Source organism: Vibrio nigripulchritudo ATCC 27043, from assembly GCF_000222685.1.
GTDB lineage: Bacteria > Pseudomonadota > Gammaproteobacteria > Enterobacterales > Vibrionaceae > Vibrio > Vibrio nigripulchritudo.
In genome coordinates, this window is record NZ_AFWJ01000271.1 from 1 (window position 1) to 26,510 (window position 26,510).

Here is a 26,510-nt window from a genome sequence, read left to right on the forward strand (position 1 = left end):
GTTGGAGTGATTCAGGAGTTAGGGTTCAGGTGATTGCACCTATCAGAGACTGGATAAGAGGGTCGTTTTGACGAGTATTTAAACACACAAACATGGTGCGCAATCGAAGAGGAATATCACAAATGACTTTCAGGTTGTCGTCGTCGGGTTCTGCTGTCCCTTTTTCCTGATGAATCAGACCGATACCTAATCCTCCCGCAATAAGTGTGCGGGTCACTTTTTCTCTGTCGACACTGATTAGTTTACTGGGGCGAAAACCGTGTTCTTCAAACAGGGCTTCGGCAGCTTTGCCACAACAGGTTTCAGCTCCGGGGTAAATCCACGGTAAGTGTTGCAGTGACGACCAGTCGACCGGAACGGGAATGTCCGGCAGGTGTGGTGATGTGGCGAGCAGCAGGCGAGTTTTGGTTAAAGTGACTGAATAGAATTCTTCTGGCGTCTGCCCTATATCGTTGTATATGCCAGCATCCAGGCTGCCATTTTTGATACCACGAACGATATCGGCATTAGGGAGTTGCTGGAGTTTGATTTCAACGTCTGGAAAACGCTCTGCAACATACATGATGAGTTTGCCAAGAATATCTGGGGGAGTGTGGCTACTGGCTCCGACATTCACGATACCGGCAATTTGCCCCTGAATTTTGCGCGCTTCTTCCAGCAGATCCTGATGGGCTTTCAAGGTTTGTTCTGCCTTGATCAGGATACGCTGTCCATCCAACGTTAGCCGCATGCCCTGAGGCGTGCGTTCAAACAAAGTCAGGCTGAGTGAGGACTCCAGAGCCTTAATATGTGCGCTCACTGCTGGCTGGCTTAGAAACAAACGTTCTGAAGCGCGGGTAATGCTGCCTTCCTGAGCCACGGCGACAAAGGTTCTGAGTTGATGATTGTCCACCTGATTTCTCCCTGTAATCCACTCTTATCAGAGTAGACCAATAACCTGCCACCACAGCAAATCTAAGGGCAACAGTAGCACCAATGTAATAACAAATAATGAAACACACAGTTTACTGATGGAAGAAACCGGCAGTTTACCCATCTGCATTGCGGTCACAATGGGTGGAGCCTGATACGGCAACAGGATATTGGAATAGGCAAAAACCTGAGTCATTAAAACTGTCATCACAGGCAGACCCGTCGATGTCGCCAGGTCACCCGCAATAGGCGTCATCACCGCTGGCACACCTGGCAAGCTGGTGGTAATGGCGACCACAGATGAAATAAACGTAAGCGAGACAACACTCTTTAACTGCTCATCCGGAGAAAACGAAACGCTTTCTCCCAATGACTGAATTAAGGTTTCGCCCAACCCGGACTGAGAAATCACCGCCCCAAGTCCTATGATGCCAGCGACAAAAAACAGCGAGTTGTAGTTGAGATCAGCCTGAAAGCTGTTTTTCGCCGTCAGATTAAAGAATGGGCAAAGACACAGAATGGCGCCTGCAAGACCAATCCATCCCGGAGAAATGTGGTGAATACTATCGGTTAACCAAAAGGCAAGGCATCCAAAGATAATGGCAGCCAACAGCTTTTCATTTCCGGATACAGGCTCTCTTTCTACCTGCTCCTGCTGGATGTACTTGGGGTCATCTGACGGGAAAATTTTGAGAATTAGCCAAACCAATACGATCCCTTTTAAAGCACCTAAAACCGGGAAATGGATGATGAGGTAATCCCAGTAGGAGAGCTGGATATCAAGCAAGTTTTCCGTCATACCCGCAAGAATCATATTGGGTGCATTGGCCGGCAGAATAGTAAATGCAGGGAGCCAGGTACCAAAAGCGGTGGCAGTAATAATCCCGATTCTGCCTTTTGAGTCGGCGGTGTAACCCATTTTATCCGTCAGTGCCATCATGATGGGAAGCAACAGCGCGATGCGCCCCATGGAAGAGGGCATAATGAAAGACAGCGCAATGCCGAACGCAACGATTCGCCAAATCATGGTGGAGTATTGGTTGCCCAGCGCTGATGCCAGTATTTTCGCGATCCGTTTACCAAGCCCTGTGTGTTTGAATGATGCTCCCAGAACCAACCCAGCGAAAAGTAGCCAGAACGTAGACGACTGAAAACCTGACAAAACAGCGGAAGCAGGAGCAAGATCGGCAACAATTGCTATCAGGAAGAAAGTCAGCGCCGTCCAGTATTCAGGCACAACCACCGTTGCCCACATACCAATGCACAGAACGGTAAGAGCCGCCACCGAAGCTAAGTGAACACTTTGAAATTGAGCAACCAGTACGCCAGTGATGATACTCAGTATCGTAATGAGAAGGGCAACCCGGCGCTTCTTGTCGAGTTGGCTGGCGGATCCATTTTTGGGTGAATCATTGGGCTTTAAAGCGGAGGAGCTGGGCTGAGTCATTGAGCGGTCACCTCGATTTCTAGGTTTAAGAACATCATGTCTTAGAGTCATTATGCAATTATGTTATCAACTCAAGTTACAGAAATTCCAATCAAATATTCTGAATTCGGGTCTCAGATTTGCTGAGGTACTGATTCTAAATACAGAGTATTGTCTGTAATCGAAAGCGCTGACACTTTGACTAAGTGCTAGGTTGAGAAAGATGGATTGCAGAGATAGAGATCGGAGGCTAGACCTAGATCGCAATCCACCCAGTTTTAACGCAAAAATTGTGAGGCTGAGTCAGGATTTTAGTATGGTGACAGCGCAGCATTGGACTCGGCTAGGTAAAACGGAAGTAGGAAAATGAAAAAATCGCGTGTTGGTTTATTTTTGGTGACAGCTTTGCTGTCTGGGCTTGCGAGCGCGCAGGATTTCAACCGCTTAGAAGGTTGGAGCCTAGGCGCAGGCTATTCAGAAACAGATTATGATAAATCGTTGGGCGGCTTTGATACCGCTTCAGAGGGTGGAACAGGTTTTCGCTTAGAAACAACCTACAACTTTAACGGTTTTGCTGGCTTAAAAGCATCGTATGAATCGAACAGAGAAGAGGATTTAAAAGGGCATACTTTGAAGCTGGGCGGTGAGCTTGGTTATTCGTATGTTTTCTCTGACGGATCCTTCATTAAACCTTATCTTGAAGCTGGCTACGCGAATCACCGTATTCAAGCCCATGGCGCTAATGAAAAAGTGAGCGAGTCCGCCGCTTATTATGGTGCCGGGATTCGCTTTTCCACGAACTATGGATTTTACGTCGACTTTGGTGCCGACAGAAGCAAGATGGACGACGTCAACCTGACTCAGTTTAGCGCCACTCTGGGAATGAAGTTCTGATTTGGTGTGAGTAGAACCCAAACAGCCTGACTATGTCAGGCTGTTTTTGTTTAGAAGAAGATAAAGAAATCTTCTTTACTGAAAAGGCTGAAAAATTCACGTTCGTTCATGGTTCTTCTCCTTATATCCGGCATTCAGAGAATGGTGCTCTGAATGCCGGTTTTGGTTTTAAGATCAGGACTGGTTTGCTTTATGTATGGCGGCTTCTAGCCCTCTTCCGTAGTCCTGGTCGGCTTGATACGCGTGGTCGATATGGCGTTGCTGGATAAATTCCGGAACTCCTTTGATAGAGCGCGCGGTGTTTTCAAACAAACGCTGCTGTTCATCTTTACTCATGATGCGAAACAGGTTACCTGCCTGGCTAAAGTAATCCTGATCGACGCGGTGGTCATAGTGATCAGCATCGCCAGAAATACGCAGCGGTGGCTCAGAGAAGTCTGGCTGTTCTTCCCACTCACGCTTGTAGTTGGGTTCATAACCAATGGTTGATCCAAAGTTGCCGTCGACTCTCATTGCGCCGTCTCGGTGGTAACTGTGTACTGGGCAGCGCGGTGCATTCACGGGTATCTGGTGGTGATTGACTCCTAAACGGTAGCGTTGAGCATCGCCGTAAGAGAACAGTCTGCCTTGCAGCATCTTATCTGGTGAGAATCCGATACCAGGGACGATTGCGGCTGGGTTAAATGCCGACTGTTCTACTTCTGCAAAGTAGTTGTCAGGGTTACGGTTCAGCTCCAATTCTCCCACTTCAATAAGTGGATAGTCCTTGTGAGACCACACTCGCGTTAAGTCGAACGGGTTGAAGTTCACCTCGTCGGCTTCCATTTCTGGCATGACCTGAATGTACAGGGTCCATTTTGGGAAATTCTGATCTTCGATGTTGTCATAAAGGTCACGATGATGACTTTCCCTGTCGTCAGCAATCAGCTTTCCGGCTTCGCCGTCAGTCAGATTTTTGATGCCTTGCTGAGTTTTGAAGTGGAACTTCACCCAAAAACGCTCGTTATCTGCATTGATCATGCTAAACGTATGGCTGCCGTACCCGTTCATATGGCGATAACTGACTGGAATACCTCGATCACTCATCACAATGGTGACTTGATGAAAGGCTTCAGGCAGTGATGTCCAAAAATCCCAGTTATTAACCGCACTTCGCATATTTGTGCGCGGGTCTCTTTTTACAGCATGGTTAAGATCGGGGAATTTCAGAGGATCGCGAAGGAAGAAAACAGGGGTGTTGTTACCCACCAGATCCCAGTTGCCTTCTTCGGTGTAGAACTTTATCGCAAAACCGCGAATATCACGTTCTGCATCGGCAGCGCCTCGTTCACCTGCTACCGTTGTAAACCGGGTAAATAGCTCGGTTTTTTTACCAATTTCAGAGAACAGTTTCGCTCGGGTATATTGGGTAATATCGTGCGTAACAGTGAAAGTACCGTAAGCCCCAGAACCCTTAGCGTGCATTCGCCTTTCCGGGATGACTTCACGGTCAAAGTGGGCAAGCTTTTCCAAGAACCAGACATCTTGCAGCAGTTGTGGGCCACGAGGTCCCGCAGTCATTACATTTTGGTTATGGGCGACAGGGCAACCTGCAGCAGTCGTTAATTTTTTACTCATAATCAAATTCCTTCCAGACATAACAGCAAACATTGCGACAACCTAACTGGACAACTTTGTTAGCTAGATTGTTTTTACAGATTAATAGGTGTCTTTTGAAAGGTAAAATCGATTATAATTATATTATCAATAGTCAGAGTTGATTAAAAAGGCAGCACTAGTAGGCTGCCTTGTCTGTTTCTATTGGTTACTTCAAAGTCAGAGTAGCGTTTTTAACAACACCTACATCATTACGGAAGTGATCGGTAACCTGAAGTTTCCACTGACCAGTAATGTCTACGCCCTGCATATCTTGCAAAGTGAAGGTCACATTGAATTTTTTGCCACGGTCACTTCGGTTTGCCTTCTTAAGCACCCAGTAGGCATTGTCTGGAGCAATCAATCTTACTGAAATATCACCGATGAACTCGTGTTCAATATCAAGCGCAATCGTAGGTTCCGTGACTTCACCTGTGTAAGAAACCTCAAGCGGGATCTCTATTTGCGTGTGATCCGGAACGGCAACAGGCGATTCAAGACTGAATACATTCTTCGTTTCCTGTGGTTCTTTTGGTTCAACAGGGTCGGTTGTGTCTGTACCACCGTCTTTACTCTGGTAGATATTGGCAATTTTCGGCGCTGTCAGACCAATGGCACGCGTGGCGTTGGACTTATCTTTAACACCACAAGCCTGATCGCCACACTGTGTATCTGGGTTAGAGAACGTGTAAGAGCGGTTGTAAACATTGAATAAGAAGCCATAAGCCATGGTTGTTGCGAACTTACCGTTCACACCATAACCATACGCGTCTTTTTCCGTACCATTTTGTGTATGTGGTGGAACCGTGTATTGTTCACGAGCGTGGTTAATACCAAAGTTATGACCCAGCTCGTGGATAAAGGTATCGTCTCCACATTCGTTCAGATAAGAATGGCTGTACATCTGGCTTTTCACCCAAGACGTATTGCTTGCATCCCATCGGAATGCAGGAACTACCCAAGCCAGACCACAGCTTAAACTGATGGTGTTGCCTTCTCTTACGTAATCCGGTGAGTTTTTGACATCCAGGTTACGGAAGAGCGCGACCATGTCGGCGCCTTTTTCTTTCCTAACCTGCTCGATATCACTGAAAATGGCATCTTGTTTGTAGCTTGGAGTGATGGCGTCTAGTGCTGCTTCCTGATTAAGTCTTCTACCTGGAGCCGAGTCGTAGTTGTATTCTTTGGTGCCAACAAGGTTAACCTTGACATCCAAACCACTCTTTTTAAGGATTTGGTTACCAACATTGAAACGGTGTTGGATCTGGGTGATATGCTCGGTTTTGTTTTGTTCCGTTGCGAACCAGTCTGAAGTGGCTTTTGTATAAACGCCCAGAATGTCGATATTCGTTGTTGCGTATACAGAAGGCGCAACAAGGCTCGACGTAATAACCGCCGCTAATAACGTTTTATTCATTTTTTATCCTAATATTTAATCGTATTTATTTTTATTTGATCTGCATTATTAATAATCGTAACCGTGGCTGTCGGGTACTTCATATATCCATGCAGTTCTCCCTCTTCCTTCAATTTTAATTGAGCCACTAGGGTGACCAATAAAACCTAAAATTGAAGAGCTTCCAAAAGTGAAGGTCACAGGATAGCTTTGATCGTCAATAGTGAAATTGCCTGACCAAGTCCGGATGCCCTCATTTTGAAATTCATTGGACTCCACCTCTATATCGATATTTGAATCGTCGGGTAAATTCAGTGTTAGCTTGTCGCCGAGGTTTAGTGCTTTAAACTCAGGAACATTAGAAAATTCAATGGCTTTTATGGCTTCAATTGCAGTGCTTTTAGGCTTAATTTTATCCAGAGTGTCACTTGGGTTAATGTCTACCCAAACCTCTTCCACATGCCTGGGTTCTCGCCATTTCTTCTCTTTTTCGTCGGTATATAGAGCCAGTTTATCAACTTCAGGATTGGGTGAACGATGAACAGGCACAGCAACTTTTTGTTGCAGGTTGACTTCTTTTGTTGCCACGTCTTTGATTATTACCGCGTGTGTATCTTGGTGTTTATTGGTGTTTTCAACAGCTAATGAATCCTCTTTATCAATATTGTTGAAAAGAAATAAAGACAATGGAACAACTAACCCTGTTGCAATAACTATGGGTTTTATTTTCATAAAGATCTCCCTACCCATAAGTTATTTACAGGCATATTTTGATATATGTATCGAATACGTTAAGTATTATATTTTACTAAAGTAGAATATATTCACGGATAGATAGGTTTGTGCACCTATAGAATCTCTATCTTTATCCATTGATATAGATTAATTAGTGAATTTTGAAAATAATGAAATATTAATCCCAACAAAAAATGTCCCCTACTGGAATGCGGAATATTTTATAAAAGATGCTTTTTACTCACAATAGAAGGATTTATATCTCGTATCTGATACTTGCATATAATCTATTTTTATGTGCGTAGGTTAGAATCTTAGCTCTTATTTCGCTACATCCATTGATATACATTACTTGTGACTTTAATTGATATTTTTGACATTAGCGGTTTGATGAAATACCCGAGTTCGGTAGCATATAAGTCGTTGTCTTCTTTTACATACCAAACGTAATAAACTCCTGTTTGTCTTTAACTTATTGTAAATAAAGATTTAATTTTTAAGTCTAGTAGGATTCATTTCGAGCTTTTTTTAGAGCTTTGACTCTAATTTTATTTGGTTCCAGATAAAGAGAGAAAACATGGCAGAGGTCTTAATTTTCCTAAAATTGGCATTTTTCAATGTGATCGCACTTCAATTAATATCAAGAAATAAATTAATGTTATTTTGATTTTAAAATAAGAAAAACCTTAAGAAATCGATTGGTTTTTAAGTAATTGATATTTTTGTTATGTTATATAGTAACTATTATTTTTAGTTTTATATATAATGGAAATAAATTTATCCATTACATATTTTTCATGAATGAAAAGTTGTTATGAAATAACGTATCAAACATCAAATAAAATTTCTAAATGCCGTAAGTACCTGTCAGGCGTTTTCAACCTCAATCCCTTACCCAGAACTCAGATTGATTATTATCAAGTACTCCTTCGTAACTCATAAATTAGGATGAGAATTATTCTCATTTGATGCGTATTGGCAAACCCAAGGCTTTTACGACTCAATGGCGAAGCTTTCACTGGAAGGCAACAAGGTGTTTGTTGAAGCGCCAAAACGGAGTGTCTATATGGCTGTTGCTGCCAATTTTTAAGGAGAAAAAAATCAATGAATACAACAAGACGAGCGTTTTTACGCCATTGTGGCCTGGCGGGCGCGGCAGCGGTGGGAACCAGCCTGATTCCGGCAATGGCATTTGCGAAGGAAAGTCAAAAGCGAAAGCAGCTCACTATGTATGGTCCTCCTGTTGGTCCTTCGGTCACATTAGCGCATTCCGCAGAAACGAATGCCGTTTCTGGTCTGATAGAGCAACTAAATTTTGAAACCTACAGAAACCCCGACGTACTCAGAACCAATTTTGTTGCGGGTCGCTGGGAGCTTGCGGGAACGCCAAGTTACGTCGCTGCCAACCTATACAACAAAGGCGTGAAAGTTCGCCTCATGAACATCATGACCTGGGGACTTCTCTATGTGATTTCGGTTGATGAGAACATCAGGTCTGTTGAGGCACTGAAAGGACAGGACATTGTCATGCCATTTAAGGCTGATATGCCGGATCTGGTATTCCAGCATATTGCGAAAGAAAAAGGCATGAAGGCTGGGAGAGACTATCGCCTTAACTACGTTGGTTCTCCCTTTGAAGGCCTGCAACTCTTACTGTCTGGTCGGGCTAAACATGCAGTTCTACCCGAGCCTGCTGCCACGGCGGCTCTGCTTAAAGGGCTGAAATCCGGAACGAAAACAACCCGTGTTATTGATTTGCAAAGCGCATGGGGAGAAGTGACTGACGGACCCGCGCGAATTCCTCAGGCAGGGATGATGGTTTCAGACACGCTTCTGGATGAAATGCCGGATCTGCCTGATCGCCTGAACGCCGCTCTAATCCGATCAACTGACTGGGTGGTAAACAACCCTACCAGCGCCGGTCGGCTGGGCGAAAGTTATATGACACTAAAAGCCCCAATCATTGAGCGCTCTATTCCTTTCTGTAATTTCGGTCTGGATAAAGCAAAAGACATTCAGCAGGAAATTGAGAGTTTCTACTCCATTCTCGCAGACTCTAATCCGGCAATCATTGGTGGAAAGCTGCCTCCTGATGACTTCTATCTGGGTTAGGTCTTTGGTTTGTTAGTTCGTTCATACAGTAAGAGGTGTTGTTCCTAATGCATTGGCTGAGACAAGCCTGTCATTATCTCTGGAGTGGCTTTGGCGCTCTGGCCAGCATACTGGTCTTTTTTGCACTATGGGATTTTGGAAATCAGGTGTATGGCGATTTTATTCTGCCCTCACCACAGGCTTCTCTGGAAAAGCTGTTTGAATTGTTTCAGCAGGAAATGGCGACAGAATATCTATGGGTGACGACTTACCGAGCCTTGATAGGGTTCGGTATTTCTATTGTTGTCGGAAGCCTGCTGGGCACACTGGCAGGGCTGTCTGCAACACTCTCCATGGCGGTGAGACCTATAGCCACCATTCTGATTGGCATTCCCCCCATAGCCTGGATTGTGCTGGCGCTTTTGTGGTTCGGTGCAGGTGACAGCACGCCTATATTTACCGTTACCGTGACCACTTTGCCCATCACATTTGCCGCTGGCGTTCAGGGGGCAAGAACGCTGGATCCCAAGCTGAATGAAATGGCTCAAAGCTTTGGCGCATCACGCTGGATGATCTTTTACGACGTACACCTTCCTCACATACTCTCCTATCTGTTTCCGTCTTGGGTAACTGCCTTGGGCACGTCATGGAAAGTGGTCGTCATGGCAGAGCTATTATCCAGCAATACAGGTGTAGGGGCAGGTCTTGCGGCGGCTCGGGTGAACATTGATACGCCCGCGACAATGGCATGGATAGTCGCGATTGTGACGGTCTTACTGATTGCAGAATACGCGGTGTTTGAACCTTTTAAACGACACATGGAGAGGTGGCGTGAATAAAAACAAACGGCTTTCTATTCGTAACCTCAGTCATTCCTTCGATAACAGGCAAGTGCTTGATGAAATCAGTCTCGATCTCGAACAGGGACAGGTCATGGCGATTGTGGGTCGTTCTGGCTGTGGCAAGTCAACTCTGCTTAATCTGATATCCGGTCTTTTACAGCCAGACCAAGGCGAAATCGATAACAGCTTCCAAACCACTTCCATCCTGTTTCAGGACACCCGTTTGCTGCCTTGGAAAAATACCAGAGACAATATTGGCTGGGGTTTAAAAGCCAAAGGGATGAGAAAGAGTCTGCGCAATCAGGCTGCCCTCAAACTGGCACTAGAAGTTGGGCTGGATGAGGAGGACCTAAACAAATACCCCCATGAGCTTAGTGGAGGTATGAGGCAAAGAGTTGCTATGGCTCGCTCTTTTGCCGTAAGACCAGAACTGCTTCTTCTTGATGAGCCCTTTAGTGCTCAGGATATTGGTTTGAAAGAGGATCTGTATTCACTCTTAATTTCCGAAATCGAACAAAGGAAGCTAACCGTACTGTTCATTACTCATGATCTCATGGAAGCAATAAAACTGGCAGACCACATTGTGGTGCTCAGCGATAACCCCGGTCGTCAGGTATATACCTACGAATGCCACCTTCCCCGCACAGAGCGCGATCAGGATTACCTCTATGCAAATGCCATGAATCTGATGAAAACAGAGGAAGTTAAGCTGGCGTTCCAGACTTGGAGAGAAGATGAGAAATCTTTTTAACAGCAAAGCTCCGCTGTATGCATGTGGCTTTCGCCCTTTCTTTCTACTGGCAACCAGCTACACACTTCTGCTGATGTTGCATGCGGTTGTGGGTGCTTCACCATCGTCCAATGTCTGGTATATGCATGAACTGATTTTTGGTATCGGATCAGCCGTAATCGCTGGCTTTCTTTTAACGGCTTTTCCAGCCTGGACCGACACTGAACGTCTTACAGGAAGGCGTTTGATTCTACTGGTGGCATTGTGGGTGTCAGCAAGAGCGCTTGGCTGGATGTTACCAATGATAGGTGTGCTTCCAATGCAACTGATGAATGTTGCCTTCTCGTTGCTGTTGCTATCCGTTCTGATACGTCCGATTCTCGATGCCAGGCAGGCTCGCCATCGCATATTTTACTATTATCTGGCTCTGTACTGTTCGGGTGCACTTGTTAGCTATTTCTTCTGGATTGAAGACGATTTGGATCTGACAAGGCAATGGCTTACCGCATCGGGCGGTGTTTTTGTCATATTGATGATGATTGTGTTCAGCCGCATGTCTATGGTGATTGTTAATCATGCACTGGAAAGGTTTGACGTGACTGACCAGTGTCATCTGGCAAGACCGCCGAGACGAAATTTTGCCATCGGAATCATTGTTCTCTTTCTCTCTGTCGATTTATGGATGCCAGGGAGCTCGGTCTCTGGCTGGCTAGCACTGGCTTGTACTTGTGCGGTTCTAAATATTCTGAACGACTGGCATCTCCCCAAAGCGTGGCGCGATCTCTACTATCAGGCGGGTTATGCATTTTACCTCCTGATTGCAGCAGGGTTTGGCGTGATTGGTACTAGCAATATCTGGGGATTATCCATTAGCGGGTCGGCGCTTCTTATCCTGTTTGCAGAAACCGCCGCAATTGCGGTTCTCGTTATCATGCTTGTCGTGGGGCAGAAGCATACTGGTTACCCACTTCAGTATTCGCCTTCAATACGACTAATGCTAGCCGCAATGCCCGTTGCTGCGACCCTCCAATTAGGTCAGGTTTTTTATGTAACTTCACACAAACCCCTGCATGTTCTGCCTGTGATTCTAATTGCACTTTGCTTCATTTTTTACCTTGTATCCTTCTGGAGCAAGCTCACGCGAATCAGAGTTGATGGAAAGAGTGGGTAGAAAAATAAGCGGATTTCCTTCCAAGCCATACTTGATTCCTGTCACTTTTCTTTTTGATTTCACCTGTAACTCTCTACCCTCATGGGCTGGCTGTGTTATATTCTTGCTCTTTCTAACTATCGATGCAGGGCACAGTGATGTCGTTTAACCTTTCACTTCTTCCATCTGAAGAAAAAAATGCCGTAGAAATCGACAAGCAAGCTTCGTTTTTAGTGTGGAAGATCAAACAGGCTCAGGCGGGACCAGAAGTACTGACCGAGCACAAAGCCACACTGAGGCTAGAGTCGGAAATTGAATTATTCGAGCAGTCGGTAGAAAAGTATAAAAGAGTCATGGGTGTGGCTTAATTAAACACCCAAGTAATACCAACTTGTACCAAATTGAACTAGAGAGAACACCCCGATGGGAAGAAGTTTTGAAGTGCGTAAAGCCTCAATGGCGAAAACTGCAGGCGCAAAAATTAAAGTTTATTCCAAGTACGGTAAAGAAATTTACATGTGTGCGAAGAACGGTGGTTCAGACCCGGATATGAACCTGTCGCTTAAGCACCTGATTGCTAAAGCAAAAAAAGACCAGGTTCCAGCGCACGTTATCGATAAAGCACTAGACAAAGCAAATGGCGGTGGTGGTGAAGATTACCAGCCAGCACGTTACGAAGGCTTTGGCCCTGGTGGCACAAGCGTCATCGTGGACTGCCTGACAGACAACGGCAACCGTACTTTCCAGGACGTTCGCCAGTGCTTTGTTAAAACGGGTGCAAAAATCGGTGTTGAAGGTTCTGTTTCTCACATGTTCGAACATCAGGCAGTATTCCAGTTTAAAGGCGAAGACGATGAAATCATCTTGGAAACGCTGATGATGGATGACGTAGATGTGACAGACGTTGAGCTGGAAGACGGTGTAATTACAGTCTTTGCTCCACACACTGAGTTCTTCAAAACGAAAACGGCATTGAGCGGTGCATTCCCAGATCTGACTCTGGATGTGGAAGAAATCACTTTCGTTCCTCAAACTCATACGCCAGTTGCAGGCGAAGATGCCGAGAAGTTCCAGAAGTTCCTGGATATGCTAGACGACTGTGATGACGTTCAGCAGGTTTACCACAACGCTGAGATGTAAGCTTTACATTGACAGAAAAGCCGAGCCAAAGTGCTCGGTTTTTTTATATCCGTGCATTGGTTACACCAGTATTTACGTGCATTATAAGTGACATACGCTAAGCAAGGAGAATAACAATGAAAGTGAGTTTTATCGGATTAGGCGTCATGGGTTTCCCAATGGCAGGTCACTTGGTCAAGGCGGGGTTTGACGTTACGGTTTTTAATCGCACTTTTAGTAAAGCGCAGCTCTGGCAGGAAACATACAAAGGCAACATTGCTGAAACGGTGGCAGATTGCGTGAAAGATGCCGACGTTGTTCTTACTTGCGTAGGGAATGATGACGATGTACGAAGCATGACGACCAGCGAATCGGGTGCGCTGACGTTTATGAAAAAAGGTGCGATTCTGGTGGATCACACCACTACGTCGGCTCAGCTTGCTGAAGAACTTGAACTTGCCGCCAAAGAGGCTGGGATAGAGTTTATGGATGCGCCTGTTTCTGGTGGTCAGGCTGGCGCTGAAAATGGCGTGCTGACCATCATGTGCGGCGGCGAACAATCCCTGTTCGATAAACTCCAGCCTGTTTTTGAAGCGTATGGAAAATCGTCAGTTCTGATGGGGAACGTCGGTCAGGGTCAGCGAGCGAAAATGGTGAATCAGATCTGTATTGCTGGTGTACTGAATGGTCTTTCAGAAGGTCTGCTTTTGGCAGAGAAATCGGGGTTAGATGTACCTACTTTGGTGAACTGTCTGAAAAATGGTGCAGCTGGCTCCTGGCAGATGGAAAACCGCGCAAAAACCATGGCGCAGGACAAATACGATTTCGGATTTGCCATCGACTGGATGATCAAAGATTTAGGCTTCTGTCTGGACGAAGCAACGGCAAAAGGGCTGACATTGCCGATGACAGAGAAAACCATCAATGCTTACAAAGCCTTGTCGGCATTAGGCGAAGGACGAATGGATACCTCTGTGCTGCTCAAAGCAGTTCGCAGCGAAGCTGAAAAATAAGATACTCTTAGTGGCACGAAGCTTGTGCCACACGTTTTCTTTCTTAAGCGAAATCAACCAAATCTCTCCGTGATTTTTATCGCATTGTTTCACTTCTGCGAGACCGCTCCATTTCTTTTGAAAATTCCTCGTTTTATTTCAATTTTTATTAGATACGTCACTTAACAATATCTTGTTTTCTTTAGAATTTATGCGCTCAGTTGCGTTTCTGAGCATGAGGAGATTTCCTCATTAGAAAGAAAAGAGTAAAGGACGTTGTTTTGAAACTTAAAGAGCAGTTGGATAACAAAGAGCTAAAAAGCTCAGGCTTTTGGCTCAATCAGGTATTTATGATTGTGTCGACCATAGTGGGTGTCTACCTAGCCGCGCAAAGTGGTCTGCAACAGGCACTGACCTTCGATACCTACAGTAAAATGGAAGACAATTACTATCTCAGAATGTCATTACACGACGAGTTGTCGGACAATACTCGTGATTTGCAGGCATACATAAAAGACTATCTGATGCGTAATGCGCCCGCGCAGGAATTGAAAGACAACCGCCCGGATATGAGCAAATACATCTGGGAAACCATGAAATACAACCCAACCACATTAGAAACGCCGAATGAGATCCTCACTTCTGCACGCCGCTTTTATTCTCAAACGGACGATCTTCTTAACCGCGCTTTAGCCCGTCGGCTGGGTGCGAATTACGCGGGGCAGCAGTTGCAAATCATTGTCGATGATATGCAGCAAAATACGTTGCCTTACATCGCCGCCAGTGCTGATCAGCTCAAGAAAGAGCTGTCAAAAAATGGTGTAGAAATTGGTGCGATTAAGGGAGATAAATCATGAGTAAGAAGTGTCCAGCGTGTGATAACGCCTACCTGAAAGCCACGCAATATGAAGGTGAAGAAATCGATGTTTGCTTAGAGTGTGGTGGTCTTTGGTTCGAGAAAAATGAAGTTAACCGGCTTATTGAAGAAGTAAATGATGGTCCTGTTGGCGAATGCTACACCGAGCACTTTGGAGAAGAGCTTGGGGTTTCAGAGTATCAGTGCCCGGACTGTGAAAAGCCGATGGAACGTCATCACCTTCTAAAAAGCTATCAACATGAAATTGATGTGTGCCGACACTGTGACGGAAGCTGGATAGACAAAGATGAGCTGGAAGCGGTTGAGCGCAGCCCAGAGCTCAGAAAGGTGCTTGGTGACCTCAATCAGAAAATCAGCTGGAAAACTTACCTGTTCCAGTTTTTAACCCAAATGCCTGTGGAATATAACCTCAAGCCTAAGACCACACCGTGGTGTAACTGGATAATCATAGCGCTTAACTGCATCATCTTTTCGCTTTATGCCTTCAGCTATGAAACGACCGACTGGGTGATTGAGCATCTCGCCATGACACCAGCGGACATTCTGGCAGGTCGGGAGCTTTGGACGCTGGTTACTGCTACCTTCCTGCATGGGGATCTGATGCATCTGGCGGGTAACATGTACTTCTTGTATGTAGTTGGCGATAACATTGAAGATGCCGTCGGGCATAAGAAGTATCTGGCATTGTATTTCTTCTGTGGTATTGCTGCGTCTCTTGTCAGTTTCTTCAGCAACATGCACGGTTTGATCCCTTCTGTTGGCGCAAGTGGCGCGATTGCCGGGTTCTTCGCGATTTATCTACTGTGGTTCCGTCATGCGAGCCTGACGTTTATGATTGTGGTTTTCCAGAAGAAGATTTCGCCCGTGTTGTTCTTTATCATCTGGTTAGGTTTCAACCTGTTCGGCATGATCATGGCAAATCAGGGCGTCGATTACGCGGCGCATCTGGGTGGGTTCTTTGCCGGGTTGCTGGTGGCATACTGGATGAAAGAGAAAGTGCTGGAAGCCAATCCGATGATCAATTTGCTGGCGCATGATGCGGTAAAAATTCAGCGATAATCATTAATATGGAATGAGCAAAAGGTCGGGATTAGTCCCGACCTTTCTATTTTTGGATACTCAGCTTTGGCCAGTTTTTTAACCAATGTTTACTGGCGACGCGTTGTTCAAAAATAGTCTGACACCGATTAGGGTTGTGGGAGATATGGAGGTTAAACAGAGATTCGAACCCAAAAGCAGAGGCAAATTTGAAGTTACCATCCGATGCTAAACGAACGCCTACTGCTGTTTCTTTTTCTGGCCAATAACCCATGGCATCGACGGTGCTGGAATAGGGCTGGTCGCCGTTTCTCACGTGCATGTAAGCCTGACTTCGTACCTGCCAGTTAAGGTTGGGTAAGGTCTCTTTTAGTGTGCGCTCATACTCCAAATAGCGCTCTTCGGCTTCTTCCGGAGCGAAATAAACCACATCCACATCGTTAAGCGGAGTGTTCTCTTTCTGGTTATGCAGCTGGTCCCAGACTAAATTCCTTAAGAAACCCGCAGCCAGATAACATTGGGGAAGGTTAAGCCTGGCAACCGCTTCCAGCGCCTGTTTGCGAATATCATCCTGCAATAACCACTGTGTCATTTGTTCTGTTTGAGAAAACGTAGGAGGCATAGCTGTGTGTCAGGGTTCAAAAACAAAGGTAACAGCATTTTGTATCAACATCAGGAAATAGGCAAAGAGGCTCTGAAATTCTTTGCCCGAAACGGCAATTGGTGTGAAGATAAATTCATCAATTTAAATGGATGTCGCCATGAATACGTTATGTCACATCGGCTGTAATCGCTGCCCACCTCGCTCTTAAACACCTCTGATTTTATCTGTGTCTCAAATTGTATTTGAGCACGTGTGTGTTTGTGCCCGCCGATCTTGTGAATCGCGGGTAGCGTTCCTCAGGAGCAAAATATGACGATTGATACTTTAATGGCGTTTGCTGGCATTGTATTTTTGCTGGCGATAGTACCCGGTCCCAATGCTTTATTGATTCTTTACACCTCTGTTTCGTTCGGTCGGCGATTCGCGCTCACCAATATTCTTGGTTTTGCCGTTGCGTTTCTTATTCATGCTTATGTGTCGGCAAAAGGGCTTAGCCTTTTGCTTTCTCAATCCGCCATGGCATTCAGTATCTTTAAATGGGTAGGGGTGATTTATCTGGTTTGGCTTGGTATTTCGAACATCAGAAACGGAATTCGAATGGCTAAAATCAATGTTAATACTGCCGAAGTCCACCAAAAAACCACCATTGGCGGCAGCTTTATCAGAGGATTTCTCACCAATATGCTGAACCCGAAAATAGTGATATTCTATCTTTCTATTTTTCCTCAGTTTGTCGATCCTCAGCATCTTATGCAGCAAAGCTTGTTGCTTGGAATGGTGCAGGCGTTAGTCGTGGGAAGTTGGTTTGTTTTGGTGATTTTCTTTGCCACTCGGTTAAAAAGCTGGTTGTCAGCACCCACTACTTCACGTTGGTTAAATTATGTAAGCGGCAGTCTGTTTATTGGCTTTGGTGCTTCATTAACTAACGCCAGAATGTAGTTTGATTAACGGAACCTAATCAATCGACTGCCCAAAAGGGCAGTCGAATTCGGATAATAGGTTTCCCGTTATATTTCAACGACCACTTTTCCCATCGCCTGACGACTTGCCAGACGATCATGCGCCTGACCGATTTGTGAGAGAGTAAAGTTGATTTCATCCAGCACTGGCGTCAGTTCTCCGGCTTCCGCAATGTTGGCAAGTTCTGTAAGAACTTCCCCATGAACCTGACGACCAACGTTGTGGATCATAGGGATAAGCATAAACACCACATGTAATGACAAACCTTTCATATGTGCCACAGACAAATCCTGTTCCACTAAAGAAACCGTTGTAGCTATTTGACCATTGAGCTTCGCGGCATCCATAGAAGGTGCGATGTTTTCGCCGCCAACGGAATCATAGACCACATCGAAGCCTTCTCCGTCGGTATATTGGGTCACGTAATCGGCAACGGATTCGGTTTTGTAATTAATTGGTGTTGCGCCTAACTGCTCGATTAAATCGACTTGCTTACCACCAGAACATGTCGCGTATACCTCTGCGCCGAGGTGTTTTGCCAGTTGAATAGCGATGTGACCAACACCACCCGCACCGCCATGAACCAGTACCTTCTGTCCTTTTGTCGCTCCAGCACGTTTTAAGCCTTCGTAAGCTGTAATACCGACCAGTGGCAATGCGGCAGCCTGCTTCATTGAAAGGTTCTTTGGCTTGTGAGCGATGAGGTTGGCATCTGCCAGCATGAATTCAGCAAGACTGCCCTGTAGATCTCCCAAGCCACCTGCACAACCGTAGATCTCATCACCTACATTAAACTGACTTACCCCTTCACCTACGGCTTCTACAGTGCCCGCAAAATCCATCCCTAAAATGGCAGGTGTTTTCGGTGAAAAAGGCAACGCTTCACCCATTTCGCGAATCATCATATCGACAGTATTTACACTGGATGCAGCGACACGTACCAGTACCTGACCGGCTTTCACTTCAGGTTTGTCAATGTCTGCTTCTTGAAATACGTCGCTAGCACCAAACTCATTTATTATCATCGCTTTCATAACTGTCGCCTTTGGTTGAATGTGTAAAAACACAGCCAGTATAGGTTTCACAGTGAATAAGATAAGATGGCAATAAATTGAATGAGTTTTTAGTTTTTGTAGATAATCGACGTCAAACAGGTTTAATTGTTCGACTAATCAAAAAAGCCAACCGGGGAGCGGTTGGCAAACTTCAGGTTACGAAACCTAAAGGTTAAGGGAAAGGTTTAGTTATTGTAGACAGACGTATCCAACCCTTTTTCGCTGCGACTTATGAGAACCGATACCATAAGGTCGCCACACACGTTTACACTGGTTCTCGCCATATCCAGAATTCTGTCGATACCCGCGACAATCGCCAGCCCTTCCAGTGGCAACCCTACCGTGGATAGCACCAGTGAAAGCATGATTAACCCTGCACCCGGAACGCCCGCGGTTCCTATCGACGCCAGTGTAGAAGTCATAATGATCATTAGGTAATCCTGCATCTCGAGATTAACGCCAAACACCTGCGCAATGAATATCGCCGCGACGCCTTGGTAGATAGCGGTTCCGTCCATATTGATGGTTGCACCAAGGGGTAAAACGAAGCTTGATATTTCTCGGGAAACGCCCAATTCCTCATGCGCTGTGCGAATGGTGACAGGTAAGGTGCCTGAGCTACTGGTGGTGGTAAATGCCACGGCAGCAGGGTTAGCCAGAGCTTTCAGATACTGAGTTGGGCTCAGCCTGCCCGCCAATTTCAAAATGCCTGAATACACCACCAATACCTGAATGATGCAGCACAAATACACCAGGAAAATCACCTTAATCAGTGGAAGCAAAATGTCTAAACCGTATTGCCCGGCAACCACGGCGATAAGCGCGAAAATCCCGTAGGGAGCAAAGCTCATCACTATGGTTGTGAGCTTGTACATGGCTTCTGCCAGCCCTTCAAATACCCGAATAGCTGGTTTGGCTTTTTCACCGCTTAAAGAGAGCGCTATACCCAGACCAATAGCAAAAAAGATGGTTTGTAAAATGTTGCCTGAAGCCAGTGCGCTGATTGGGTTTTTGGGTACCAGATTGATTAAGGTATCAATGAAAGAAGGTTGTGACTTTGCCGTTTCCTGAGCAGCGGAAAGGCTCATCTCCAGACCTGTTCCCGGGGAAACCAGCAAAGAAGCCATAAGCCCGATACTAATTGCAAGAGCGGTGGTCAGCAGATAAATGCCTACCGATTTTGCTGCAATCCTCCCCATTTTCTGGGTATCGCTTATGGCCGTTACGCCAACGACGAGGGAGCAAAACACCAAAGGGATGATGAGCATTTTTATGGCATTCAGAAAGAGATCGCCAATGGGCTTGAGCAGCACGGCATCGGGTCCGGCGAAGACACCAACAACAATACCAATGAGCATCCCAATAAAGATTTTCTTCCAGAGTGAAATCCCGTTTTCCGGGGACGAAACGTCCATTTTATTTAATCTATCCATAGTTGATTCCAATTCGGTTAACAGTGGCGTTATGCCGGTGACTTAGCCCATAAAACACACTTCTGGGCTAAAATTCCTAAAGAGTCTAAGCATTTCTCCGGTGCTTTTTGTTCAATCTTTTCTAAGGCAACTGGGATCTCGGTGCACCCAAAAATAACGGCGTCTGCACCGTGCTTCACCATGTCATCAAAAACAGGTTCAATGATGTTGGTCGCGATATTCAGATCGCCTGCCTTTACGGCTTTAATTCCCTCCATGACAGAGGCTTGCTGCAATTGACCTGGCACAATCGCTTTGATGCCATGTTGCTCTAATGCAGACTGATACAAGTTGGTTTGAATGGTGGCGTCTGTGGCAAGTATGCCAACACACTGATACTCGCGAGAGACAGCCTGTTCCACAACGCTTTCAATAATGCTGATGGTGTGAACTCGCTTGCCGCGAGTCAGCCTCTCATACCAGTGGTGAGCGGTATTACAGGGAATCACGATGCAAGTCGCCCCTGCTTTAAGAAGTTCTCCAAAACCATGGTTCAATGCAGCAAAAGGATCGGAGCCAAAACCCATCAGGTAATTTGTGCGATCAGGGACTTGTGGCACATTCCTAATAAGCATAGGTATGTGTTCCTGATCGAATTGAGCCGGTGTTTTCATAATCACCTTTTTCATAAACTCGGCGGTGGCTAGTGGTCCCATACCGCCCAGAACTCCGATTATCTTTTCCATTTAGGGTGTACTTCATCAGTGAGCATGTTGTTAATTTAAGGTATGGAAATGCGTTTGATAAATGCTAATATCCTTAACATCATGCAAGAAACGCATAATGTGGTGAGCCTTATGAACATCGAAAGTAAATGGCTGGAAGACTTCCTGACACTGGCTGAATGCCGGAGTTTTTCTAAGGCTGCGCAGCAACGAAACATGACACAACCTGCGTTCAGCAGAAGAATTCAGTCGTTAGAAGATGCTCTGGGTGTCCAGCTGATTGACAGAAGCAAAGTACCCATTGATCTCACGCCAAGTGGCAGTGTGTTTCGTACGTCTGCCCGCAATCTGCTTAGCCAGATGACAGATTCGGTTGACCAGTTGAAAGGCATATCCCGACTGGAGGGTAACGTAGTTAAAATTGCGGGTGCGCATTCGCTCGCAAGCAGCTTAATACCTCAAATTCATAGGTTGGAGAGCGGCAGAAATGCAAAGCCAGTGCTCAGTGTAGAATCAATAGATGTTGACCGGGCAATTGAGGCGCTGCAGCAAGGAGAATGTGATGTACTGCTGGCGTTTGACGATGAGCGATTGCGACTGCCACCTTACATGTCGCTGAAAGTGGGGGATGCCAAGTTATTACCTGTTTCAGCATGCGATGAACAAGGCAACCCGATATTCAGTCTGTCTGATGAGCAACCGACGCCTTATCTTGCCTATAGCATCAATTCCTATATGGGAAGGCAAGTGGAAAAGGTTCGGGCGAACATCAACTTACACGTTGTGTTCACTTCTTCCATGACGGATCTACTGAAAATTCACGTACTGGACGGAGCGGGAATCGCCTGGCTACCAGACTATGCCATTCAACAAGAGATAAAAGAGAACAAGCTAACCGTGCTCGATTCCGAATCACTGGCTCTGCCCATTTCGTTCTATGCGTATCGCTATCAGGCACGGTTACACAAAGCGGGTGAGCAAATTTGGCAAGGTTTACGGCAGCTTGCAGAATAATGGTTCAAATAATTGATCCATTATTATCATTATGTTGCTTTATTTTTTAGATAAATATCACAAAAGAAATTAGCTTAATATTATTTAAACATCATTTAATTAGTAATTGATTTTTAAATTAATTGGAGTGCTGTGCGATATATAATGTTCACTTCAAAGTTAATGTAAGATTAAATTAATTTAAATAATAACAATGTGTTATTTATTTGTGAAATAAAGAAAAATAATTTTGACTTTACTCACATTTAAAAAATAGCACTCAGTATATTAAGTGAAAACTTATATTTTATTTAACTATTGATTTTATTAACTTTAATTTCCTCTTTTATTTTATGGTGAAATTTATTTTTTAATAAATACAATTGGTTATGATGTTGTTGACTGATTTATAAATCTATATAGCGTATTTAACTGTTTGAATTTGCATGTGGTGAATGAGGAGTTTTATGCACCTTAATGGACATTCAAACGATCGCTTACAGGAATATTAAATTAGGAAAAGATTATGGATAAAATCTCTAAAATGGTATTTTCCATCTGTTCTGTCATGGCGGTAGGATTTATTTCTTCCTCCGTACATGCGGGAACAGTGAATGCCGGAACGGTGTTAAATAAAACACACTCTGCAAAGGTTCATAATGTGGTTGGGCGTTTTCAGCAAACGCGAAACTCATCCGGATATGTAACTTACACCGGTGGGAAAATACTGGGGAATACGAATAATAAATTCACAGTGAATGTGGGACCTCACAATACCAAAATAGGAACAGTTCTCGGAAATACAAACCTCTCTTTTAATCCTCAGGAACTTGATTGTGTTCGGGGGCTTCATCTGGCTTTAACCGTTAATGCCAGTACACCAATTTCAATAAGCCCAACGTGTAATGCATTACTTAAAGCCGATATTAAGCGCACGTATTCCCATACTATTGCATCGCCTGAAGTGCCTATTCCAGAAGTTCCAATTGATCCTGCAGGCGTGTTCAAACTGGGTGTGAAAATTGGCGCGGTACTAAAAACAGGCGCTGACTTTGCCGCTGGTTTAGAGATCGGTGGTTTCGATAAGCCTAATTCCCCAATTGAGATTAATGGTCAGCGACGTCCAGACTTTGTTTATGCCTCTGTGCGTCCTTTTGTCGCTGGAGATGCCACTGCCAAAGGCTATGCCATGCTCAATCTGGGCGTGAAAACTGTTGAAAAAGGAGTCAAAGGTAACATCAACCTAATCAACGTAGGCACCAAGGCTCACGCTGAAGCTGGCGTGACTTACAAAGAGGGAAGTTCGTCAGATTTTCAGTACTACACTCGCCTGAAATGGGATGCCAGTGCATCGGGCGGAAACGGCAGCATCGGTTTGTATTGTCAGGTTAAGCTGTTCGGTATCTGGAATATTCTGAACGCTGAAACCTCTCTGATTAGCTGGTCGCCAATCTGGGAGTTCAACCACACTATTTACGATAAGAAAACGTATATTTAACTCACCAGATCACTGATCCAATATAGGCGGGTTAAGCAGCCCGCCTAACTCTTCCAATAAAGGTTGAAAGCAATAATGAAACGGACTCTCTTACTTATGACCATATGTCTGGCTACGATTGCCGGGGCTTCGATACTCTTCTTTGAATCGAAAGAGAAAGTCATAACCAAGGCTTCATTAGACGGGCATAACAATCAGTTAGAAAGCAAAATCGCTCAACCAAACATTGAACAAACCCCTTCAGAATATTCAGAAAAGCCGTTGCCGAATGAATACCAGTTCGTCGTTTCTATCTCGACTAAAATGCGTAATCAGACCATGTCTCTTGGTGAAGTGAATTACCGATTTAACATGGCGCTCAAGCCAGTGAGTGCAGGTTCAGAGCAGCTCATGGGACAGGTTTACAACATCCAGTGGTCAACGGACCCACAGGGAGAAGATCGCCCGGTAAAGCTCACCTTTACAACCCGAATTGATAACGGCGCCTTTACCAATACCGATCTGCTGGGTCTAAACCCGTCACACCCGCTGACGATTATCGAAACCACGCTCACTCAGTTTTCCTACTTCTCCGGAAACCAGACCCTCACGCTGGCGGATGGCAAACATCGTTTCTTTTACGTCAGAGAAAATGCTGAGCAGATTGATCGCGAATGGCTAGGTGCAGCCTCGAACGCCCAGACATATCAGGTGACCGAGCAAAGTGACGAATGGCGTTTGATTCACAATGACATAGGTTTTCCTCAGTCGCTGAACCATACACACACCAGAACAGTAGAGTACGAAAGCAGAATGCTGACGGTGGTTCAGCAAACCGAAATTAAGCCTGTTGGGAAGCTCGCTCAGTTAGACTGGAAGATGGATCAGTTCGTGGCAATGTTCAATCAGAAATGGAAAGGGTTGGACTCCGCGACGGCAAAAAATATGAGCAAGGTGGATGATCAGAATTTTCAAGATCGCTTTGCGGAATACACTCAATCACCCGATTTAGACAGCGCGCACCTTATCGGAGCCTATCTTGCGGATCAGGGTTTCAGCGCCATCAAAGACTGGTTAACAAATCAGAACTTATCAGACGATCAGCAATCCCTGATGATCTTTGCACTTGAGCGCTCCCAAAGCCCAGAAGGAGAATACATTCTTTCGCAGTTAATTGAAGACAATACTCTGGATGAGGAAAATCGTTTGCGCGCCATAATGTCGATAGCCAAGATGGGGGAGGTCAACTCAGTTCAGGCACTGCACACCTTAGAAGCCGTTTCAGGCAGTGACAATCAGGTAATCGCAGAAACCGCCTTGCTCAACATTGGCATTCTGGGTAATCAGTCCGAAGCGTTAAAAGGAGAGGTGTCGGACTATCTGGCTCATAACCTAAAATCGGAACATTCACCCTACGTGACATTGGTGTCCATCGATAATCTTAACAATCGCGAATTGGATAACGATGTAGTGAAATACCTGAAAAGTGAAAACTTCGATGAGCGCGTGGTCGCGGTAAAAGTACTGGCAAGAAACCCGGAAATGGAAAGCAGACTGCGCAATCTGGCACTGAACGACAGCAACCCTAACGTGGTTAAAGAGATCGTCGACGCGCATCTGGCTAAATCCAGCTCCTTACATTTTGATACTGGTTACCAAAACCAGTTACGCAATCGCATCACCGATAGCGACGTTCCTACACCGACAAAAGAAATGTTGTTTGAATACCTAATGTCGGGGTCAGACGATACGGCAAACAACCGCGATGTCGCCGAGCAACTAATGAGTGACCCGGAGCTTTCAGATTCCATGCGAACAAGGCTTGAAGAAATGCTAAGCAGCTAGTTACGTAATCTGGGTTTGAGTATTCCGCCGTTTTAATGGCACTCAAATCCAGTGATCACTCTCACTTTCTCTCTTTTTCACTCCTCATTTTCAAAGATCAAACTCACATCTCTGCCGTTCTTGTCGTGCAAAAAAATCTGAGGAGAGGAGTATGTCGAAACGTTTCGATGGTTTTGAAATGTTAGAAGTCTGTTTCTTAAAACTTTGGTAAATGAGGTGAGAAAATGAAGAAAGGTACCCTGATCCATTCAGAATTGTCCCATCTGGTGGCGACGCTTGGTCACACCGATGAAATCACTATTTGTGATGCGGGATTGCCTATTCCTCCCTCGGTCAGACGTATCGATTTAGCACTGACTCACGGCGTTCCCGAGTTTCTTGAAACCGTGCGGGTAGTGTTGTCGGAATTGCAGATTGAAGGTGTGGTGATCGCCAAAGAGTTTGCCGATGTCAGCCCAGAACACCACCAAGCCTTGCTGGCAGAACTGAAAAAAGAAGAGGGCAGATCTGGTAAGAGTATTGCGGTGAATTACGTGCCTCATGAAGCCTTCAAAGCCAGAACAGAACGAAGCAGAGCAGTGGTTCGCACGGGTGAATGCACTCCGTATGCGAATGTAATTTTTCAGGCTGGTGTCGTTTTTTAGCCACATTAGATAGAAAACAAAGGATAATCGTATGAGCAAGTTAGTGGTGTTAGGCAGTGTCAATGCAGATCATGTGTTGCAGGTTCCCTCTTTCCCCCGCCCGGGCGAGACGTTACACGGGCGAAACTATCAGGTTATTCCGGGAGGTAAAGGTGCCAATCAGGCAGTCGCAGCCGCTCGCCTGAACGCGGATATCGGCTTTATTGCCTGTGTCGGGGACGACGCTTTTGGGCTCAATATCCGAGAGAGCTTTCAGAGGGATGGTATTGATATTCGTGGGGTAAGAGTGCAGCCCGATTGCCCGACAGGTATCGCCATGATTCAGGTATCTGATGATGGCGAAAACACGATTTGCTTATCGGCGGAAGCCAACGCCAAGCTGTCTTCAGAAGCAATACAACCTGAACTGGATCAGATTCGCACTGCGAATTACCTGTTAATGCAGCTCGAGACACCTTTGGATGGGGTAGAACGTGCTGCAGTGGCTGCAAAAGAAAGTGAAACTCGCGTGGTACTGAACCCTGCACCTGCCTGCCCTTTGCCCGATAGTCTATTGCGCTGTGTCGATGTGATCACTCCGAATGAGACCGAAGCAGAAGTGTTATCGGGCATTAAAGTAACGGATGAGGAGTCTGCTCAGCAGGCAGCAAATGTACTGCATGAGAAAGGCATTGAAACCGTATTGATCACTTTAGGTGCGAAAGGCGTCTGGCTTAGCCAGAACGGTGTCGGAAAGGGAATATCCAGTTATCGCGTAGAAGCGGTAGATACCACAGCAGCAGGGGATACTTTTAACGGTGCGTTGGTGACTGGGCTACTGGAAAACAAGCCACTGGAATCGGCCATCCAATTCGCAAACGCTGCGGCAGCCCTGTCCGTTACTCGTTTCGGTGCGCAAACCTCCATTCCAACAAGAAAAGAAGTCGATGATTTTCTTGAAAAACAGTTGAATGCATAA

The 26,510-nt window shown here is 45.4% G+C and carries 25 protein-coding genes; 16 read left to right on the top strand and 9 right to left on the bottom strand.

From position 1 onward, the window contains the following. Positions 1 to 25: 25 nt before the first annotated feature. Both RH89_RS19455 and RH89_RS19460 read right to left on the bottom strand, forming a co-directional pair. Positions 26 to 892: a LysR family transcriptional regulator gene (locus RH89_RS19455; RefSeq protein ID WP_004405657.1), complete on the bottom strand. Its 867-nt coding sequence runs from the start codon at positions 890 to 892 to the stop codon at positions 26 to 28. Between the two features lie 27 nt (positions 893 to 919). Further along, the gene (locus RH89_RS19460) at positions 920 to 2,359 is read right to left on the bottom strand and encodes an SLC13 family permease (RefSeq protein ID WP_004405658.1); all 1,440 of its coding nucleotides are present in this window, start codon (positions 2,357 to 2,359) and stop codon (positions 920 to 922) included. 345 nt (positions 2,360 to 2,704) lie between these two features. On the opposite strand from RH89_RS19460, the gene RH89_RS19465 reads away from it, so the two are divergent. Beyond that, the gene (locus RH89_RS19465; RefSeq protein WP_004405659.1) at positions 2,705 to 3,232 is read left to right on the top strand and encodes an outer membrane beta-barrel protein; all 528 of its coding nucleotides are present in this window, start codon (positions 2,705 to 2,707) and stop codon (positions 3,230 to 3,232) included. 174 nt (positions 3,233 to 3,406) lie between these two features. Here RH89_RS19465 and katE2 read toward each other — a convergent pair whose 3' ends face one another. From katE2 to RH89_RS19480, 3 genes are all read right to left on the bottom strand, one after another. Then, a complete protein-coding gene (gene katE2, locus RH89_RS19470) occupies positions 3,407 to 4,852 on the bottom strand; it encodes a catalase KatE2 (RefSeq protein WP_086027449.1) in 1,446 nt (481 codons plus the stop codon). A 184-nt stretch (positions 4,853 to 5,036) separates the two neighbouring features. Then, complete coding sequence (locus RH89_RS19475) at positions 5,037 to 6,284, bottom strand: zinc-dependent metalloprotease family protein (RefSeq protein ID WP_004405662.1); 1,248 nt, start codon at positions 6,282 to 6,284, stop codon at positions 5,037 to 5,039. Between the two features lie 48 nt (positions 6,285 to 6,332). Further along, a complete protein-coding gene (locus RH89_RS19480; RefSeq protein WP_004405663.1) occupies positions 6,333 to 6,995 on the bottom strand; it encodes a hypothetical protein in 663 nt (220 codons plus the stop codon). A gap of 1,107 nt (positions 6,996 to 8,102) precedes the next feature. Here RH89_RS19480 and RH89_RS19485 point away from each other — a divergent pair. The 9 genes from RH89_RS19485 (at position 8,103) to RH89_RS19525 (ending at position 15,858) form a co-directional block, all read left to right on the top strand. Then, positions 8,103 to 9,110: an ABC transporter substrate-binding protein gene (locus RH89_RS19485; RefSeq protein ID WP_004405665.1), complete on the top strand. Its 1,008-nt coding sequence runs from the start codon at positions 8,103 to 8,105 to the stop codon at positions 9,108 to 9,110. A 47-nt stretch (positions 9,111 to 9,157) separates the two neighbouring features. Continuing rightward, positions 9,158 to 9,928 carry an ABC transporter permease gene (locus tag RH89_RS19490; RefSeq protein WP_004405668.1) on the top strand — a complete coding sequence of 257 codons (771 nt, stop codon included), beginning with the start codon at positions 9,158 to 9,160 and terminating at the stop codon, positions 9,926 to 9,928. Next, a complete protein-coding gene (locus RH89_RS19495; RefSeq protein WP_004405670.1) occupies positions 9,921 to 10,682 on the top strand; it encodes an ABC transporter ATP-binding protein in 762 nt (253 codons plus the stop codon). The genes RH89_RS19490 and RH89_RS19495 overlap by 8 nt, the downstream gene beginning before the upstream one ends. Beyond that, positions 10,666 to 11,832: an NnrS family protein gene (locus RH89_RS19500; RefSeq protein WP_004405672.1), complete on the top strand. Its 1,167-nt coding sequence runs from the start codon at positions 10,666 to 10,668 to the stop codon at positions 11,830 to 11,832. Before RH89_RS19495 ends, RH89_RS19500 begins: the two co-directional genes overlap by 17 nt. 137 nt (positions 11,833 to 11,969) lie before the next feature. Continuing rightward, positions 11,970 to 12,179: a DUF3283 family protein gene (locus RH89_RS19505; protein WP_004405674.1), complete on the top strand. Its 210-nt coding sequence runs from the start codon at positions 11,970 to 11,972 to the stop codon at positions 12,177 to 12,179. A gap of 55 nt (positions 12,180 to 12,234) precedes the next feature. After that, positions 12,235 to 12,951 carry a YebC/PmpR family DNA-binding transcriptional regulator gene (locus RH89_RS19510; protein WP_004405676.1) on the top strand — a complete coding sequence of 239 codons (717 nt, stop codon included), beginning with the start codon at positions 12,235 to 12,237 and terminating at the stop codon, positions 12,949 to 12,951. 116 nt (positions 12,952 to 13,067) lie between these two features. After that, a complete protein-coding gene (locus tag RH89_RS19515; RefSeq protein WP_004405677.1) occupies positions 13,068 to 13,943 on the top strand; it encodes an NAD(P)-dependent oxidoreductase in 876 nt (291 codons plus the stop codon). A gap of 260 nt (positions 13,944 to 14,203) precedes the next feature. Then, on the top strand, positions 14,204 to 14,779 hold the full coding sequence (locus tag RH89_RS19520) for a hypothetical protein (protein WP_004405679.1): 576 nt from the start codon (positions 14,204 to 14,206) through the stop codon (positions 14,777 to 14,779). Next, entirely contained in the window at positions 14,776 to 15,858 is a 1,083-nt protein-coding gene (locus RH89_RS19525) for a rhomboid family intramembrane serine protease (protein ID WP_004405681.1), read from the top strand. The genes RH89_RS19520 and RH89_RS19525 overlap by 4 nt, the downstream gene beginning before the upstream one ends. A gap of 46 nt (positions 15,859 to 15,904) precedes the next feature. Here RH89_RS19525 and RH89_RS19530 read toward each other — a convergent pair whose 3' ends face one another. After that, on the bottom strand, positions 15,905 to 16,429 hold the full coding sequence (locus RH89_RS19530) for a nucleotidyltransferase family protein (RefSeq protein WP_244410429.1): 525 nt from the start codon (positions 16,427 to 16,429) through the stop codon (positions 15,905 to 15,907). Between the two features lie 321 nt (positions 16,430 to 16,750). Here RH89_RS19530 and RH89_RS19535 point away from each other — a divergent pair, with 321 nt between their 5' ends. Further along, the gene (locus RH89_RS19535) at positions 16,751 to 17,380 is read left to right on the top strand and encodes a LysE family translocator (protein WP_004405686.1); all 630 of its coding nucleotides are present in this window, start codon (positions 16,751 to 16,753) and stop codon (positions 17,378 to 17,380) included. 68 nt (positions 17,381 to 17,448) lie between these two features. Here the strand turns inward: RH89_RS19535 and RH89_RS19540 are convergent, their stop codons facing one another. The 3 genes from RH89_RS19540 to cuyB all read right to left on the bottom strand — a co-directional run bounded on the left by RH89_RS19540 (position 17,449) and on the right by cuyB (position 20,614). Further along, a complete protein-coding gene (locus RH89_RS19540; protein ID WP_004405687.1) occupies positions 17,449 to 18,435 on the bottom strand; it encodes a zinc-dependent alcohol dehydrogenase family protein in 987 nt (328 codons plus the stop codon). 206 nt (positions 18,436 to 18,641) lie between these two features. Then, positions 18,642 to 19,889, bottom strand: coding sequence for a dicarboxylate/amino acid:cation symporter (locus RH89_RS19545; protein WP_004405688.1), 1,248 nt, complete (start codon positions 19,887 to 19,889; stop codon positions 18,642 to 18,644). A gap of 29 nt (positions 19,890 to 19,918) precedes the next feature. Further along, positions 19,919 to 20,614 (bottom strand): cysteate racemase, encoded by a 696-nt coding sequence (gene cuyB, locus RH89_RS19550; RefSeq protein ID WP_004405689.1) that lies wholly within the window; start codon positions 20,612 to 20,614, stop codon positions 19,919 to 19,921. 111 nt (positions 20,615 to 20,725) lie between these two features. Between cuyB and RH89_RS19555 the strand changes: the two genes are divergently transcribed. The 5 genes from RH89_RS19555 (at position 20,726) to rbsK (ending at position 26,510) form a co-directional block, all read left to right on the top strand. Beyond that, positions 20,726 to 21,607 carry a LysR family transcriptional regulator gene (locus RH89_RS19555; RefSeq protein WP_038124085.1) on the top strand — a complete coding sequence of 294 codons (882 nt, stop codon included), beginning with the start codon at positions 20,726 to 20,728 and terminating at the stop codon, positions 21,605 to 21,607. A gap of 505 nt (positions 21,608 to 22,112) precedes the next feature. Further along, positions 22,113 to 23,084, top strand: coding sequence for a hypothetical protein (locus RH89_RS19560; protein ID WP_004405695.1), 972 nt, complete (start codon positions 22,113 to 22,115; stop codon positions 23,082 to 23,084). 75 nt (positions 23,085 to 23,159) lie between these two features. Continuing rightward, complete coding sequence (locus RH89_RS19565; RefSeq protein WP_139063322.1) at positions 23,160 to 24,908, top strand: HEAT repeat domain-containing protein; 1,749 nt, start codon at positions 23,160 to 23,162, stop codon at positions 24,906 to 24,908. Positions 24,909 to 25,132: 224 nt separating this feature from the next. Next, positions 25,133 to 25,552, top strand: a complete 420-nt coding sequence (gene rbsD / locus RH89_RS19570) for a D-ribose pyranase (protein ID WP_004405697.1) — start codon at positions 25,133 to 25,135, stop codon at positions 25,550 to 25,552. Between the two features lie 31 nt (positions 25,553 to 25,583). After that, a complete protein-coding gene (gene rbsK / locus RH89_RS19575; protein WP_004405698.1) occupies positions 25,584 to 26,510 on the top strand; it encodes a ribokinase in 927 nt (308 codons plus the stop codon).